The sequence below is a fragment of the Bacillus sp. GW821-FHT01G09 genome, from assembly GCF_059422205.1.
In genome coordinates this window covers 219098-233904 of the sequence record NZ_JBWKWL010000004.1, presented here as the reverse complement: position 1 = coordinate 233904, position 14807 = coordinate 219098, and the positions used below count along the sequence as shown (strand labels likewise).

Sequence of the window (14807 nt, the reverse complement as noted above, 5' to 3'; positions counted from 1 at the left end):
TGTGAAGAAACCGGCATTAAAATATTGCGGTATTCGGTCACTAAAGGATTTGCAGCTTGCGGCGGAATCACAGGCTGATTACCTAGGATTTATTTTTGCTGAAAGCAAACGAAAAGTATCTCCGGAAAATGTGAAAAAATGGCTGAACCAAGTTCGTGTCGAAAAACAGGTTGCAGGTGTTTTTGTTAATGAATCAATAGAGACGATGTCACGTATTGCCAAGAGCTTGAAGCTCGACGTCATTCAGCTTCACGGTGATGAAAAACCGACGGATGCTGATGCTCTTCGCAAGCTGACTGGCTGTGAAATATGGAAGGCGCTTCACCATCAGGATAACACAACTCAAGAAATAGCCCGCTTTAAAGATAATGTTGACGGCTTTGTGATTGATTCATCTGTAAAAGGGTCTAGAGGCGGAACTGGTGTTGCATTTTCTTGGGAATGTGTGCCGGAATATCAGCAGGCGGCTATTGGTAAACGCTGCTTTATCGCTGGCGGCGTGAATCCGGATAGCATCACAGGCCTATTGAAATGGCAGCCAGAAGGAATTGACCTTGCCAGCGGAATTGAAAAAAACGGACAAAAAGATCAGAATCTGATGAGGCTTTTAGAAGAAAGGATGAACCGATATGTATCCATATCCGAATGAAATAGGCAGATACGGTGATTTTGGAGGAAAGTTTGTTTCGGAAACACTCATGCAGCCGTTAGATGAAATAGAAACAGCATTTAAACAAATCAAGGATGATCCTGCTTTTCGTGAAGAATATTATAAGCTGTTAAAGGACTATTCCGGCCGGCCGACTGCATTAACATACGCTGATCGAGTCACTGAATACTTAGGCGGCGCGAAAATCTATTTGAAACGAGAAGATTTAAACCATACAGGTTCTCATAAAATCAATAATGCGCTAGGTCAAGCGCTGCTTGCTAAAAAAATGGGCAAAACGAAAATCATTGCTGAAACTGGTGCCGGCCAGCATGGCGTTGCCGCTGCAACAGTTGCAGCTAAATTCGGCTTTTCCTGTACTGTGTTTATGGGTGAAGAGGATGTTGCCCGCCAGTCTCTGAACGTTTTCCGCATGAAGCTTCTTGGAGCGGAGGTAGTGCCTGTAACAAGTGGAAACGGAACATTGAAGGATGCCACAAATGAGGCGATCCGGTACTGGGTTCAGCATTGTGAGGATCACTTTTATATGATTGGATCAGTTGTCGGCCCGCACCCTTATCCGCAAGTTGTCCGTGAATTTCAAAAAATGATCGGAGAGGAAGCGAAGGATCAGTTGAAACGTATTGAAGGCACTCTGCCTGATAAAGTAGTGGCATGTGTAGGCGGAGGAAGCAATGCGATGGGTATGTTTCAGGCATTTTTAAATGAAGATGTTGAACTGATCGGCGCTGAAGCAGCAGGAAAAGGAATTGATACGCCTCTTCATGCCGCCACTATTTCGAAAGGAACCGTAGGGGTTATTCACGGTTCATTGACTTATCTCATTCAGGATGAGTTCGGGCAAATTATTGAGCCCTACTCTATTTCAGCCGGTCTCGACTATCCTGGAATCGGTCCGGAGCACGCATACTTGCATAAGAGCGGCCGTGTCACTTATGACAGTATCACCGATGAAGAAGCGGTGGATGCATTAAAGCTTTTGTCAGAAAAAGAGGGGATTTTGCCGGCAATCGAATCTGCCCATGCGTTAGCGAAATCATTCAAACTCGCCAAAGGAATGGATCGCGGTCAACTCATTCTCGTCTGTTTATCAGGACGGGGAGACAAGGATGTCAACACATTAATGAATGTATTGGAAGAAGAGGTGAAAGCCCATGTTTAAATTGGATCTTCAACCATCAGAAAAATTGTTTATCCCGTTTATTACGGCGGGCGATCCAGTTCCTCAGGTTTCGATTGAACTGGCGAAATCACTCCAAAAAGCAGGCGCCACTGCATTGGAGCTTGGTGTTGCATACTCTGACCCGCTTGCAGACGGTCCGGTGATCCAGCGGGCTTCAAAGCGGGCACTTGATCAAGGAATGAATATCGTAAAGGCAATCGAATTAGGCGGAGAAATGAAAAAAAACGGAGTGAATATTCCGATTATCCTCTTTACGTATTATAATCCTGTGTTACAATTGAACAAAGAATACTTTTTCGCTTTACTGCGGGAAAATCATATTGACGGTCTGCTTGTTCCGGATCTGCCATTAGAAGAAAGCAACAGCCTTCAAGAGGAATGTAAAAGCCATGAGGTGACGTATATTTCTTTGGTTGCGCCGACAAGCGAAAGCCGTTTGAAAACCATTATTGAACAAGCCGAGGGGTTCGTCTACTGTGTATCTTCTCTGGGTGTGACCGGTGTCCGCAATGAGTTCAATTCATCCGTGTACCCGTTCATTCGGACTGTGAAGAATCTCAGCACTGTTCCGGTTGCTGTAGGGTTCGGTATATCAAACCGTGAACAGGTCATAAAGATGAATGAAATTAGTGACGGTGTCGTAGTGGGAAGTGCGCTCGTCAGAAAAATAGAAGAATTAAAGGACCGGCTCATCAGCGCTGAAACGAGAAATCAGGCGCTGCAGGAGTTTGAGGATTATGCAATGGCGTTTAGCGGCTTGTACAGTTTAAAATGAGGTGACTGATTTGCGTATCAAAGAACATTTAAAACAGCTGAAGCCTTATCAGCCTGGAAAGCCGATTGAAGCAGTGAAATCAGAATATGGCTTGGATAAAGTGGTGAAGCTTGCTTCAAACGAGAATCCTTACGGCTGTTCAGAGGCTGCAAAAGAGGCGCTTCATCATGAGATTCAACAGCTTGCCCTTTACCCGGACGGGTATAGCGCCGCTTTGCGGACAAGGCTCAGTAAGCACCTCAATGTCAGCGAAACATCACTTATTTTCGGCAACGGTTCTGATGAAATCATACAGATCATCTGCCGGGCATTTTTAAACGATAAAACAAACACGGTTACTGCTGCCCCCACTTTTCCGCAATATAAACATAATGCGGTCATTGAAGGTGCTGAAGTGCGTGAAATTGCACTTCGTCCCGACGGCTCACATGATTTAGACGCCATGTTAGAAGCCATCGACGAACAGACACAAGTCGTTTGGATATGCAGCCCGAATAATCCGACTGGCACTTATACATCTGAAGGAGAATTACTCGCATTTCTGGAGCGCGTTCCTTCACGTGTCCTTGTTGTTCTTGACGAAGCATATTATGAATATGTAACAGCAGAGGATTACCCGGAAACCGTGCCGCTCTTAAGCAAGTATTCCAATTTGATGATTTTGCGCACATTTTCAAAGGCATACGGTCTGGCAGCGCTCAGAGTCGGATACGGAATTGCTGACGAGAACCTGATTCGCCAGATTGAGCCGGCGAGAGAGCCGTTTAATACGAGCCGTCTGGGCCAGGCTGCGGCGATTGCCGCTCTTGATGATCAAGCGTTTATTGCTTCCTGTGTTGAGCAAAATAATGCAGGCCTTCAGCAGTATTATGATTTTGCGAAAACTCATGGTTTAAAGTGCTACCCTTCACAGACAAATTTTGTGTTAATTGACTTTAAACGTCCTGCTGATGAACTGTTTCAGGCTCTGCTGGAAAAAGGCTATATCGTCCGGTCAGGAAATGCATTAGGTTTCCCGACATCACTCCGGATTACGATCGGAACAAAAGAGCAAAATGAAGAAATACTTGCAATTTTAGCTGAAATTTTATAAGAGGTGATCAAATATCACCTCTTTAGTCTATAAACCAGGTGATGACGTATGAATCAAATGAAAGATACAATATTGCTCGCCGGTCTCGGATTGATAGGCGGTTCGATTGCCCTAGCCATCAAAAAAAATCATCCCGGCAAACGGATTATCGGAATCGACATCTCTGATGAACAGGCGGTAGCGGCATTAAAATTAGGCGTGATAGACGATCGTGCTGATTCGTTTATTAGCGGTGCGAAAGAGGCAGCTACAGTAATCATTGCGACACCTGTCGAACAAACACTGGTTATGCTTGAAGAGCTGGCTCATTCAGGAATTGAACATGAGCTTTTGATTACGGATGTAGGAAGCACAAAGCAAAAAGTGGTTGATTACGCTGATCAAGTGCTGCCTAGCCGCTATCAATTTGTCGGAGGGCATCCGATGGCGGGTTCACATAAATCAGGAGTGGCCGCTGCGAAGGAGTTCCTGTTTGAAAATGCATTTTATATTTTAACGCCAGGCCAGAAAACGGACAAACAAGCTGTGGAACAGTTAAAAAACCTGCTGAAGGGGACAAATGCCCATTTTGTGGAAATGTCGCCAGAGGAGCATGATGGTGTTACAAGTGTAATCAGTCATTTTCCGCATATTGTAGCAGCTAGTCTTGTTCACCAAACCCATCATTCGGAAAACCTGTATCCGCTTGTTAAACGTTTTGCTGCCGGCGGGTTCAGAGATATTACAAGGATTGCATCAAGCAGCCCGGCAATGTGGCGGGATATTTTATTACATAATAAAGATAAAATCTTAGACCGTTTTGATGAGTGGATTCGTGAAATTGACAAGATCCGTACATATGTAGAACAAGAAGATGCGGAAAATCTATTTCGTTATTTTAAAACCGCCAAGGATTATCGCGACGGGCTGCCGCTTCGGCAGAAGGGAGCGATACCTGCATTTTATGATTTATATGTGGATGTACCCGATCATCCGGGTGTGATATCCGAGATAACAGCGATTTTAGCTGCGGAACGCATCAGTATCACGAATATCCGCATTATCGAAACACGAGAAGATATTAACGGGATTTTAAGGATCAGTTTTCAGTCTGATGACGACCGCAAAAGGGCAGAACAATGCATTGAAGCCCGGGCGGAATATGAAACTTTTTATGCTGATTGAGGTGGAAAAAATGAAACGAGAAAAGGTGCAGACCTTACATGGAGAAATACATATTCCCGGTGATAAATCCATTTCTCACCGCTCTGTTATGTTTGGCGCGCTAGCGGCAGGCACAACAACAGTTAAAAACTTTCTGCCGGGAGCAGATTGTCTGAGCACGATCGATTGCTTTAGAAAAATGGGTGTTCACATTGAGCAAAGCGGCAGCGATGTCGTGATTCACGGAAAAGGAATCGATGCCCTGAAAGAGCCAGAAAGCCTTTTAGATGTCGGAAATTCAGGTACAACCATTCGCCTGATGCTCGGAATATTAGCGGGCCGTCCTTTTTACAGCGCGGTAGCCGGAGATGAGAGCATTGCGAAGCGCCCAATGAAGCGTGTGACTGAGCCTTTGAAAAAAATGGGGGCTAAAATCGACGGCAGAGCCGGCGGAGAATTTACACCGCTGTCGGTGAGCGGCGCTTCATTAAAAGGCATTGAATATGTATCACCTGTTGCAAGCGCGCAAATTAAATCTGCTGTTTTGCTGGCCGGATTACAGGCTGAGGGCACAACAACTGTCACAGAGCCCCATAAATCTCGGGACCACACTGAGCGGATGCTTTCTGCTTTTGGCGTTAAGCTTTCTGAAGATCAAACGAGTGTTTCCATTGCTGGTGGCCAGAAACTGACAGCTGCTGATATTTTTGTTCCTGGAGACATTTCTTCAGCCGCGTTTTTCCTTGCTGCTGGCGCGATGGTTCCAAACAGCAGAATTGTATTGAAAAACGTAGGTTTAAATCCGACTCGGACAGGTATTATTGATGTCCTTCAAAACATGGGGGCAAAACTTGAAATCAAACCATCTGCTGATAGCGGTGCAGAGCCTTATGGAGATTTGATTATAGAAACGTCATCTCTAAAAGCAGTTGAAATCGGAGGAGATATCATTCCGCGTTTAATTGATGAGATCCCTATCATCGCGCTTCTTGCGACTCAGGCGGAAGGAACTACCGTTATTAAGGACGCGGCAGAGCTAAAAGTGAAAGAAACAAACCGTATTGATACTGTTGTTTCTGAGCTTCGCAAGCTGGGTGCTGAAATTGAACCGACAGCAGATGGAATGAAGGTTTATGGCAAACAAACGTTGAAAGGCGGCGCTGCAGTGTCCAGCCACGGAGATCATCGAATCGGAATGATGCTTGGTATTGCTTCCTGTATAACGGAGGAGCCGATTGAAATCGAGCACACGGATGCCATTCACGTTTCTTATCCAACCTTCTTCGAGCATTTAAATAAGCTTTCGAAAAAATCCTGAAGTTTTACTTCAGGATTTTTTATGCAGATCATAATTTGAGGCAAAAAAACATAGCTTGTCTTATAGAGGGGATAGAAAAACGAAAAGGGGGGATGAGCTTTACTTACAAGCCGGCAGGTCAAAGAGCTGCTTTACTGTACAGAGGGCGACCTTCCTTTTTTCATTTTCTATCTCAAGATCTTTTGGTAAACTAATAAGACTCAATAATTCCCTTCCGTACAGAAGCATCTTATTTGCCGGGGGCATTCGTCTGAATTATGATAAGATTAACCCGAACAAATAAAGCTTTTTTGTATGGTTGATGTTGTATAGGAAAAGAAAGGACCGGTCCGATTTGAATACATTGATTCAAGAAGCCATAAAATTAGTTGAAGCAGGTGAAACAGAAAAAGGCCTCAACACGCTCTCGAAGGCTGAAAAACAGCTGCATGATGAAGATAAAGCCATTGCAGCCCAGCTTTATTACGAGTGGGGCGATGTAGAAAAAGCAATTTCACTGATTAGTGATCTACATGATTTATATCCAAATGAAACAGAACTGACGAATTTCTACGCTGAACTTTTAATAGATATTGACGAAGAAGAAAAAGCCCTCGCTGTGCTGGAGACTATTCCGGAAACAGATCCATCATATCCAGAAAGTTTGCTGCTTATGGCGGATCTTTATCAGATGCAGGGGTTATTCGAAGTCAGTGAACAAAAGCTTTTACAAGCAAAGTCCATTCTGGACAATGAACCTGTTATTGATTTTGCACTTGGAGAACTTTACTTTGCTCAGGGAGCCTATGCAAAAGCGGTTCAATATTTTAAAACAACGGCTGAGGAGCAGAGTGAGATCGGAGGCGTTAATGTCCATCAAAGACTGGCAGAATCGTTAAGTGCCTCAGGTGAATTTGAGGATGCCATTCCATGGTACGAGAAAGCTGTCGATGAGAATCCTGATCCTAATACGATTTTCGGCTATGGTTTTACAGCCTTACAGGCGGGGCTTGTGAAAACAGCTATTAAGCAGCTGTCTGATTTAAAGGAGCTTGATCCATCTTATACTTCACTTTATATGCCGCTCTCGAAAAGCTATGAAGCTGAAGGAATGTATGAAGAGGCATTAAAAACGGCAAAAGAGGGTATCAGATATGATGAATATAACAAAGAACTTTTCCTTTATGCCGCCAAAATGGCCTTAAAAATCGGGAAGTCAGAAGAGGGAAAAAAGCTGCTTCAGGAGGCGCTTGCGCTTGATCCGGGCTTTGTCGAGGCGCTTCATACACTTCTTGCCGTGTATCACAAAGAAGAGGATTATGATCAGATCATTGATCTTATTCAAGAGGTTCGAAGCTACGGTGAAGAAGATCCGAAATACAATTGGTATCTTGCAAGCGCATATACTGAATTAGAGCAATACGAGGAAGCAAAACAATCCTTTGAGGCTGCCTATCTTCATTACCGGGAGGATAGAGATTTCTTATATGAATACGCAAGCTTCCTATTAGAAGAAGGCCTTCAAAAAGAAGCGCTGCCGCTTTTGAAAAAGGTTCTTGAAATGGACGGAGCCAATGAAGAGCTGGAAGAAACGATTTTGCGAATCGAGGATGAATTTTCTAGATAAGCAGGAATATTAACCATTCATGTGGAACATATAAGTATATAGATTATACGAACGATAGAGGAGGGAATTACATGCAGACCCCTGTTTCTGTCAATGAGAAAAAAGATTTTATCCGTTGGTTTTTAAACCATTATCAGTTAAAGCGCCGAGAGTGCGTTTGGATCTTGAACTACTTAATGAGCCATGATTCTCTCATGGAGAAGGTTCATTTTGTGGAGCAGGCTGAATTTTGCCCGAGAGGCATTATAATGTCAACACATTGTGTTGAAGAAGTTCCGTTCCGGTTCTATAAAGAGAATGTCATGACTACCGACGCGGAAAAATCTTTTCATGATATTAGATTAAATAAACAGCAGGATTTGTTTATCCAGCTTAATTTCCGTTCGGCTTACAGCTCACCTGAATATGCGGCGGTGCTGGAGTCCAACCCGCATATTCCGAAAAACCTTTTTGAGAATAAAAAAGATCAGGGATTGGCGGAACAGATTTTAGAGCACGCTATTTCCACATTCCAAAGAGAAAAATTATTAAAAGACATTGACGAGGCGTTAGATCGTCATGATAAAGAGGCATTTGAACAATTATCGCGCCAATTAAATCAGCTCACATAATATGACCAGCCTTGCAGTGAATTGCAAGGCTTGTTGCCGTAAAGGGGGAGAACGATGAGGTGGAGAATCACTGATGCCAAGGACTATTTACAAGCTAAGGATTACATTGATACCGCTGTCATACCATTAATTAACATAAGGGTTAATAACCATTTTAAAATGGCGGCGGAGAAAGGCGAGTTTACGCAGCTTCTCTCAGAAGAACTTGAAAGGCAGTTAAAGGGACGGGTATATTTACTTCCACCTTATACATATGTTGATAGAAATGAAATAACCGTTCAAGGGCTTAAGGATTTGCGGGAAGAGCTGATAACGGAATTTCCGCATGTTGTCCTGCTCACATCTGACGAAAGTTGGAGAGCTGAGGATGCGTTAGGCAAAATCATTGTTACACCGTCTGTTCCATTAGAGCATTTAAATGACTCTTTAAAAAGAAAAATATTGGATGAACGCACTGCTGAAATTTTGAACGTTTTGTTACAGTTATGGAGCACTTCATAAAAACACTTACATTTCCTTATAAACAATATTTTGGCTATATTGACCTTGCTGAGAGATTCATATATTATGAGGGTGTCTAGAGTTATTGCAATATTTTCTATTTTAGTCAGTTTGCAGGGGTGACCTAGAGGGGGGAGAAGAGATGGGCGGAAAACATGATATATCCAGACGTCAATTTTTGAATTACACGCTCACAGGCGTAGGAGGTTTTATGGCGGCTAGTATGCTCATGCCTATGGTTCGCTTCGCACTCGACCCGGTATTAAAATCGACAGGGAAGCAGGATATGGTTCAGGTTGTCAGCGTTGATGAGTTGACAAAAGAGCCGCAGCGCTTTGATTTTAAAATTAATCAAGTCGATGCCTGGTATGAGTCAGAAGAGTCAAGATCAGCCTGGGTCTTCAAAAACGGGGATGAAATTGTAGCACTTTCGCCAATTTGTAAACATTTAGGGTGTACGGTGAACTGGAATAGTGATCCTAAAAACCCGAATAAATTCTTTTGTCCATGCCATTACGGACTCTATGAAAAGGACGGCACCAATGTCCCTGGCACGCCGCCGCTTGCGCCTCTTGATCATTATGAGCAAGAAGTAAAAGACGGCTTCCTGTATCTTGGAAAAGCAAAGCCTAAGGGGGAAGGGTGACATGCTGAACAAAATTTATGACTGGGTAGACGAGCGGCTTGATATTACACCGATGTGGAGGGATATTGCCGATCACGAAGTACCGGAACATGTGAATCCCGCCCATCATTTCTCTGCGTTTGTGTATTGCTTTGGGGGACTGACGTTTTTTGTAACCGTTATCCAAGTATTATCTGGAATGTTTTTAACGATGTATTATGTGCCTGATATCAAAAATGCCTGGGAATCGGTATATTATTTGCAAAATGAAGTAGCATTCGGCCAGATTGTCAGGGGGATGCACCACTGGGGTGCGAGCCTGGTCATTGTGATGATGTTTTTACATACGCTGAGGGTCTTTTTCCAAGGCGCGTATAAAAAACCGCGCGAGCTGAACTGGATTGTCGGTGTGCTGATCTTTTTTGTTATGCTCGGTCTTGGCTTTACAGGCTACTTGCTTCCTTGGGATATGAAGGCTCTGTTTGCAACAAAAGTCGGGCTGCAGATCGCCGAAGCCACGCCTTTGATCGGAACGCAAGTTAAAACGCTCCTTGCAGGGCATCCGGATATTGTAGGCGCCCAAACGCTGACTAGGTTTTTTGCGATCCATGTATTTTTTCTTCCTGCCGCATTGTTCGGGCTGATGGCTGCACATTTTATTATGATCCGGAAGCAGGGGATTTCAGGACCGCTTTAAACTCTTGATCTGCGAATAAAAGGGAGGGGATGACATGCACCGGGGCAAAGGGATGAAATTTGTAGGCGACTCAAGGATACCGGCTGAAAAAAAGCCGAATATACCGAAGGATTATTCGGAGTATCCCGGTAAAACAGAGGCTTTCTGGCCAAATTTCTTGTTAAAGGAATGGATGGTTGGAGCTGTCTTTCTCATCGGTTTTCTCGTTTTGACGATTGTGCATCAGCCGCCTTTGGAGCGGATGGCGGACCCGACTGATACTGGTTATATTCCGCTGCCGGATTGGTATTTTCTTTTCTTATACCAGCTGTTGAAGTATGAATACGCCGCTGGAAGCTTTACAGTGGTCGGCGCCATGATTATGCCAGGTCTCGCTTTTGGGGCCCTGCTTTTGGCTCCATTCCTAGACAGAGGGACAGAAAGAAGGCCGTGGAAGCGTCCGGTTGCTGTCGGTATGATGCTTCTGGCCATTTCCGCTGCTGTATTTTTGACGTGGCAGTCAGTTGCTACTCATGACTGGGCCAAGGCAGAAGAACAGGGGAAAATTACAAAAGAAGCCGACATTGACACCAATGCAGAAGGATATAAGGTTTTTAAGGAACAGGGCTGTATTTCTTGCCATGGGGATAACCTTCAAGGAGGAGCGGCCGGGCCTTCATTGGTTGACAGCGGGCTGAAACCGGATGAAATCAAAAAAATCGCTGTAGAAGGGAAAGGCAAAATGCCGGCGGGTGTGTTCAAAGGAAATGATAAGCAGCTCGAAGAACTTGCAAAATTTATTTCTGAAACAACCGCAAAATAACGTATTGTGAATTGTCAAATGGAAGGATATACTTTTATTATCAAAAGCTGACCCAGCGTCAGCTTTTTTATATGGACATATTATTTTTACAGACTGAGAGTTGATTCGATGTGAAATGGTTTCAATATGTATTAGGGCAGCGGCCGATGCTTATTCTTGTCTTAGCCATTAATTTTCTGGGAACGGTTTACGGCTACTATTGGTACTTGCCGCAGCTTTTGGAGACACCGGCCCGTTTCCTGATTTTTGTTCCGGACAGTCCGACAGCAACGTTTTTCTTTCTGTTTGTGCTGCTAGCCTTTCTCTTGAAACGGAATGCTCCGCTCTTTGAGGCGCTTGCGCTAGTTACCCTCGTAAAGTATGGCCTATGGGCGGTGGCTATGAATTTTCTTGTGCTTACAGTAACTGGTGACTTGCCGTGGGAGGGCTACATGCTAATTGCTTCGCATTTTGCAATGGCAGTTCAAGGCGTATTATACAGTCCGTATTTTCGTTTTTCATTTTGGCATCTTGCAATTGCTGCAGTCTGGACACTGCATAACGATGTCATTGACTACTTGTTTGATATGATGCCGCGGTATTCAATGCTTTCTGATTATATGACTGAAATAGGATACGGAACATTTTGGCTAAGCATCTTTTCAATCGGGCTTGCTTACTATCTTGTGGTCTCGAAAAAGCAAACGAAGCTTGAGCTGATGTAAAGACAATGTTGGTCTATCCTTGTCCCTTTCTTCATATTCTGTAAGGAGAGAGAGTGGGAGGGACCTGCATGAAACGAAAGCTGACGATCTGTTTGTTGATTGCACTTATTTTTTATAATGGAAATGCCAAGGCTGCAGAGCGGGGAAGCCTCGAGGAATTGAATGATTTATCCGATACAGTCTTTCAAATGACCCGACAGGCGAAATATGAAGAGGCGCTTCAAGTCTTGGAGTATTTTGAAAAAACATTAAAATCCGCTGAGAAAAAACAGCAAGACCCCATGCTAACGGGAGCCCAAATTCGTCAAATCACATTGGGCTATAATGATATGGTTCGGAGTTTAAAGCAAGCTGATACATCAGACACACAAAAACTCAGAGCAGCCGCGCAGTTCAGAATGCTGATGGATGCGGTTGACAATCGGTCTGACCCGCTTTGGGGATCACTGGAAAAACCGATTATGGAAGCTTTTACTGAGCTGAAGCGAGATGTCCAAAAGAATGGAAGCACAAGCTTTCATGAAAAGTGGAATGAATTTATCAGTTTATATGACTTGATTTACCCTAGTCTTACAATCGATGTATCAGAGGATCAGCTTGAAACAGTCGGAAAACATATAGATGTTATTGAGCAAGAGGAATTTCAGCAAATGACAGAGAGCACGAAGCTTGAACGGCTTTCCCTTCTTCAGCATGACCTGAAAAATGTGTTTGACAGGGTGGAGGAGGATGATGCCGATCCGTCTTTACTCTGGGTGATGATTACAACCGGCAGTATCATCATTACTGCTCTCACCTATGTCGGTTACAGAAAGTACAAGGCGGAAAAAAACAAGCTGAAAAAAAGGGACTACCCTAAATAAGGATGAGGGGCGGCGGTCAGCCGCCTTTTTTCTATTACATGTCAGCGCGGAAGCGGATTTTTATTTTCATCAAGCGTAAATCCTTCTCCGAGCACATCGTGAACATCGCTTACCGCTACAAAGGCATGGGGATCAATGGAGTTAATCACGCTTTTTAGCATCACCAATTCGTTTTTCGGCACCACACAATAAAGTACATCTATATCCTCTTTTGTGTAGGAACCTTGTCCTTTCAAAATGGTGACGCCGCGTTCCATTTCTTCAAGAATCTTTTTCTGAATCAGGTCGTTTTTCGAGGAGATGATCGTAGCGCCTTTAGCAGCGTATCCGCCTTCCTGAATAAAATCGATTAATCTTGCCGCTACAAATACAGCTACCAGCGTATACATCGCTTCTTTATAGGAGAGATAAGTAAGCAAAGACAAAATGATGACGCAGGCATCGAAAGCAAACATCGTTCTGCCCATCGGGATCCCAAAATACTTATTCACTAAACGTGCGATGATATCAACACCGCCTGTCGTACCGCCGAACTTAAAAATAATTCCCAATCCGGCTCCGATGAATACGCCGGCAAATAAAGCGGCGAGCGCTAAGTCGTGCTGAAGGGGCATATGTATTTCATATCGCTGAAAGATGCTGAGGAACAAAGACAAGGCTACAGTGCCGACAAGGGTATAAACAAACATTGTCCTGCCGAGCAAACGCCAGCCAATAAAAAAAATCGGAATGTTCAACACCAGGTTCGAGATAGAGGGGCTGATGTGGAAAAGGGCATAAAGCAAAAGTGTAATACCTGTAAAACCGCCCTCAGCCAGATTGTTCTGCATATTGAAATGAACCAAGCCAAATGAAAAAATTGCCGCTCCGATTAAAATAAAAAATATGTTTTTTAATCTAATTTCTCCAAGCATCACACAAAACCCCTTTTCCTTCCATTAGATAGCGTTTATATTATAGTGGATGAAAAAGAAAACAGCAAACGTGCTTAAACATTTGTCAAACGTATCTGAATTAGCTAACATGTAAGAGGATGATAGGAGGTTTCGTTCAGTGAGTGATAAAACAATGAAAGACATACAGGCTGAAGTAGACCGTTACATCGGCCAATTTAAAGAAGGATATTTTAGCCCGCTGGCCATGATGGCGAGGCTGACTGAAGAACTGGGCGAGCTTGCCAGAGAAGTGAATCACCGTTATGGAGAAAAACCAAAAAAAGCGACTGAAGATGATAAAAGCATGGAAGAGGAAATGGGCGATGTGCTATTTGTATTGGTTTGTTTAGCCAACTCTCTTGATATCTCTTTAGAGGAAGCTCACGACCGAGTCATGCATAAATTTAATACAAGAGATAAAGATCGCTGGACCAGAAAAGAAGAAGGAAAGTAGAGGAGATCAAGATGTCAAACGAAACAATTAAAGTAGTCATTGCGGGACCGCGTGGAAGAATGGGGCAGGAAGCTGTTAAATTGGCAGAACGAACACCTCATTTTGACCTTGTCGGGGCCATAGACCATACATACGATCAGCAAAAATTATCTGATGTGATGCCTGTTGAGTCAGATGCTTTAATTTACACAGATATCCATGCCTGCTTTACAGAAACACAACCGGATGTCTTGATTGATTTAACAACGCCCGAAATCGGAAAAGTACATACAAAAATTGCATTAGAGCACGGAGTCCGTCCAGTTGTCGGAACAACCGGTTTCTCAGAAGCTGATTTAAAAGAGCTCACGTCTTTAACAGAAGAAAAAGGGATCGGAGCCATCATCGCGCCAAATTTTGCGCTCGGTGCGATACTGATGATGAAATTTTCAAAAATGGCTGCCAACTATTTTGAGGATGTTGAGATTATTGAGCTTCATCATGACCAGAAGCTTGACGCACCAAGCGGAACTGCGCTTAAAACAGCGGAAATGATTTCAGAAGTCCGTAAAGAAAAGCAGCAAGGACATCCGGATGAAAAAGAAATTCTCCCAGGAGCAAGAGGAGCGGAGCAAAACGGTATTCGCTTGCACAGCGTCCGTCTTCCGGGACTGATCGCGCATCAGGAGGTCATGTTCGGCATGGATGGCCAAACGCTTCAGATACGCCATGATTCTTATAACCGTGCTTCTTTCATGTCAGGCGTTAAACTGTCAGTCGAACAAGTCATGAAGATTGATCAGCTTGTGTACGGTTTAGAAAATATCATTGATTAGACGGGGGGATAA

The 14807-nt window shown here is 43.8% G+C and carries 17 protein-coding genes; 16 read left to right on the top strand and 1 reads right to left on the bottom strand.

Annotated features, from left to right (window positions below; all coding sequences use genetic code 11):
• Nucleotide 1 precedes the first annotated feature (1 nt).
• From AC07VD_RS14720 to ypjB, 14 genes are all read left to right on the top strand, one after another.
• Nucleotides 2-649: a phosphoribosylanthranilate isomerase gene (locus AC07VD_RS14720; RefSeq protein WP_024573431.1), complete on the top strand. Its 648-nt coding sequence runs from the start codon at nucleotides 2-4 to the stop codon at nucleotides 647-649.
• The gene (gene trpB, locus AC07VD_RS14715) at nucleotides 630-1832 is read left to right on the top strand and encodes a tryptophan synthase subunit beta (protein ID WP_494721823.1); all 1203 of its coding nucleotides are present in this window, start codon (nucleotides 630-632) and stop codon (nucleotides 1830-1832) included. Before AC07VD_RS14720 ends, trpB begins: the two co-directional genes overlap by 20 nt.
• Complete coding sequence (gene trpA, locus AC07VD_RS14710; protein ID WP_130572509.1) at nucleotides 1825-2628, top strand: tryptophan synthase subunit alpha; 804 nt, start codon at nucleotides 1825-1827, stop codon at nucleotides 2626-2628. Before trpB ends, trpA begins: the two co-directional genes overlap by 8 nt.
• A gap of 10 nt (nucleotides 2629-2638) precedes the next feature.
• The gene (gene hisC / locus AC07VD_RS14705; RefSeq protein WP_004399129.1) at nucleotides 2639-3721 is read left to right on the top strand and encodes a histidinol-phosphate transaminase; all 1083 of its coding nucleotides are present in this window, start codon (nucleotides 2639-2641) and stop codon (nucleotides 3719-3721) included.
• A 48-nt stretch (nucleotides 3722-3769) separates the two neighbouring features.
• Nucleotides 3770-4885 (top strand): prephenate dehydrogenase, encoded by a 1116-nt coding sequence (locus AC07VD_RS14700; protein ID WP_014480118.1) that lies wholly within the window; start codon nucleotides 3770-3772, stop codon nucleotides 4883-4885.
• Between the two features lie 10 nt (nucleotides 4886-4895).
• The gene (gene aroA / locus AC07VD_RS14695; protein WP_015251819.1) at nucleotides 4896-6182 is read left to right on the top strand and encodes a 3-phosphoshikimate 1-carboxyvinyltransferase; all 1287 of its coding nucleotides are present in this window, start codon (nucleotides 4896-4898) and stop codon (nucleotides 6180-6182) included.
• Nucleotides 6183-6516: 334 nt separating this feature from the next.
• On the top strand, nucleotides 6517-7788 hold the full coding sequence (locus AC07VD_RS14690) for a tetratricopeptide repeat protein (RefSeq protein ID WP_021481536.1): 1272 nt from the start codon (nucleotides 6517-6519) through the stop codon (nucleotides 7786-7788).
• A gap of 71 nt (nucleotides 7789-7859) precedes the next feature.
• On the top strand, nucleotides 7860-8399 hold the full coding sequence (locus tag AC07VD_RS14685) for a ReoY family proteolytic degradation factor (RefSeq protein ID WP_015251820.1): 540 nt from the start codon (nucleotides 7860-7862) through the stop codon (nucleotides 8397-8399).
• Between the two features lie 54 nt (nucleotides 8400-8453).
• Nucleotides 8454-8900: a YpiF family protein gene (locus AC07VD_RS14680; protein ID WP_124058507.1), complete on the top strand. Its 447-nt coding sequence runs from the start codon at nucleotides 8454-8456 to the stop codon at nucleotides 8898-8900.
• Between the two features lie 142 nt (nucleotides 8901-9042).
• A complete protein-coding gene (locus AC07VD_RS14675) occupies nucleotides 9043-9546 on the top strand; it encodes a Rieske (2Fe-2S) protein (protein WP_003230627.1) in 504 nt (167 codons plus the stop codon).
• A 1-nt stretch (nucleotide 9547) separates the two neighbouring features.
• Nucleotides 9548-10222, top strand: coding sequence for a menaquinol-cytochrome c reductase cytochrome b subunit (gene qcrB / locus AC07VD_RS14670; RefSeq protein WP_003225560.1), 675 nt, complete (start codon nucleotides 9548-9550; stop codon nucleotides 10220-10222).
• Nucleotides 10223-10256: 34 nt separating this feature from the next.
• The gene (locus AC07VD_RS14665) at nucleotides 10257-11024 is read left to right on the top strand and encodes a menaquinol-cytochrome c reductase cytochrome b/c subunit (RefSeq protein WP_003225562.1); all 768 of its coding nucleotides are present in this window, start codon (nucleotides 10257-10259) and stop codon (nucleotides 11022-11024) included.
• A 110-nt stretch (nucleotides 11025-11134) separates the two neighbouring features.
• Nucleotides 11135-11728: a lipoprotein heptaprenylglyceryl N-acetyltransferase LhaT gene (gene lhaT / locus AC07VD_RS14660; protein WP_217018357.1), complete on the top strand. Its 594-nt coding sequence runs from the start codon at nucleotides 11135-11137 to the stop codon at nucleotides 11726-11728.
• A gap of 68 nt (nucleotides 11729-11796) precedes the next feature.
• Entirely contained in the window at nucleotides 11797-12591 is a 795-nt protein-coding gene (gene ypjB, locus AC07VD_RS14655; RefSeq protein ID WP_015251822.1) for a sporulation protein YpjB, read from the top strand.
• A gap of 41 nt (nucleotides 12592-12632) precedes the next feature.
• Here ypjB and AC07VD_RS14650 read toward each other — a convergent pair whose 3' ends face one another.
• The gene (locus tag AC07VD_RS14650) at nucleotides 12633-13505 is read right to left on the bottom strand and encodes a YitT family protein (RefSeq protein WP_003230635.1); all 873 of its coding nucleotides are present in this window, start codon (nucleotides 13503-13505) and stop codon (nucleotides 12633-12635) included.
• Between the two features lie 139 nt (nucleotides 13506-13644).
• On the opposite strand from AC07VD_RS14650, the gene AC07VD_RS14645 reads away from it, so the two are divergent.
• Together AC07VD_RS14645 and dapB are read left to right on the top strand one after the other, a co-directional pair.
• Nucleotides 13645-13980, top strand: coding sequence for a nucleotide pyrophosphohydrolase (locus AC07VD_RS14645; protein ID WP_004398044.1), 336 nt, complete (start codon nucleotides 13645-13647; stop codon nucleotides 13978-13980).
• A gap of 11 nt (nucleotides 13981-13991) precedes the next feature.
• Complete coding sequence (gene dapB, locus AC07VD_RS14640; protein WP_024573475.1) at nucleotides 13992-14795, top strand: 4-hydroxy-tetrahydrodipicolinate reductase; 804 nt, start codon at nucleotides 13992-13994, stop codon at nucleotides 14793-14795.
• Nucleotides 14796-14807 lie beyond the last annotated feature (12 nt).

What these genes read in the sequence shown, in the direction of transcription:
- trpB (WP_494721823.1), top strand. Translation starts at nt 630, where the DNA reads ATGTATCCATATCCGAATGAAATAGGCAGATACGGTGATTTTGGAGGA.
- trpA (WP_130572509.1), top strand. Translation starts at nt 1,825, where the DNA reads ATGTTTAAATTGGATCTTCAACCATCAGAAAAATTGTTTATCCCGTTT.
- AC07VD_RS14700 (WP_014480118.1), top strand. Translation starts at nt 3,770, where the DNA reads ATGAATCAAATGAAAGATACAATATTGCTCGCCGGTCTCGGATTGATA.
- aroA (WP_015251819.1), top strand. Translation starts at nt 4,896, where the DNA reads ATGAAACGAGAAAAGGTGCAGACCTTACATGGAGAAATACATATTCCC.
- AC07VD_RS14685 (WP_015251820.1), top strand. Translation starts at nt 7,860, where the DNA reads ATGCAGACCCCTGTTTCTGTCAATGAGAAAAAAGATTTTATCCGTTGG.
- AC07VD_RS14680 (WP_124058507.1), top strand. Translation starts at nt 8,454, where the DNA reads ATGAGGTGGAGAATCACTGATGCCAAGGACTATTTACAAGCTAAGGAT.
- AC07VD_RS14675 (WP_003230627.1), top strand. Translation starts at nt 9,043, where the DNA reads ATGGGCGGAAAACATGATATATCCAGACGTCAATTTTTGAATTACACG.
- qcrB (WP_003225560.1), top strand. Translation starts at nt 9,548, where the DNA reads ATGCTGAACAAAATTTATGACTGGGTAGACGAGCGGCTTGATATTACA.
- AC07VD_RS14665 (WP_003225562.1), top strand. Translation starts at nt 10,257, where the DNA reads ATGCACCGGGGCAAAGGGATGAAATTTGTAGGCGACTCAAGGATACCG.
- ypjB (WP_015251822.1), top strand. Translation starts at nt 11,797, where the DNA reads ATGAAACGAAAGCTGACGATCTGTTTGTTGATTGCACTTATTTTTTAT.
- AC07VD_RS14650 (WP_003230635.1), bottom strand. Translation starts at nt 13,505, where the DNA reads ATGCTTGGAGAAATTAGATTAAAAAACATATTTTTTATTTTAATCGGA.
- dapB (WP_024573475.1), top strand. Translation starts at nt 13,992, where the DNA reads ATGTCAAACGAAACAATTAAAGTAGTCATTGCGGGACCGCGTGGAAGA.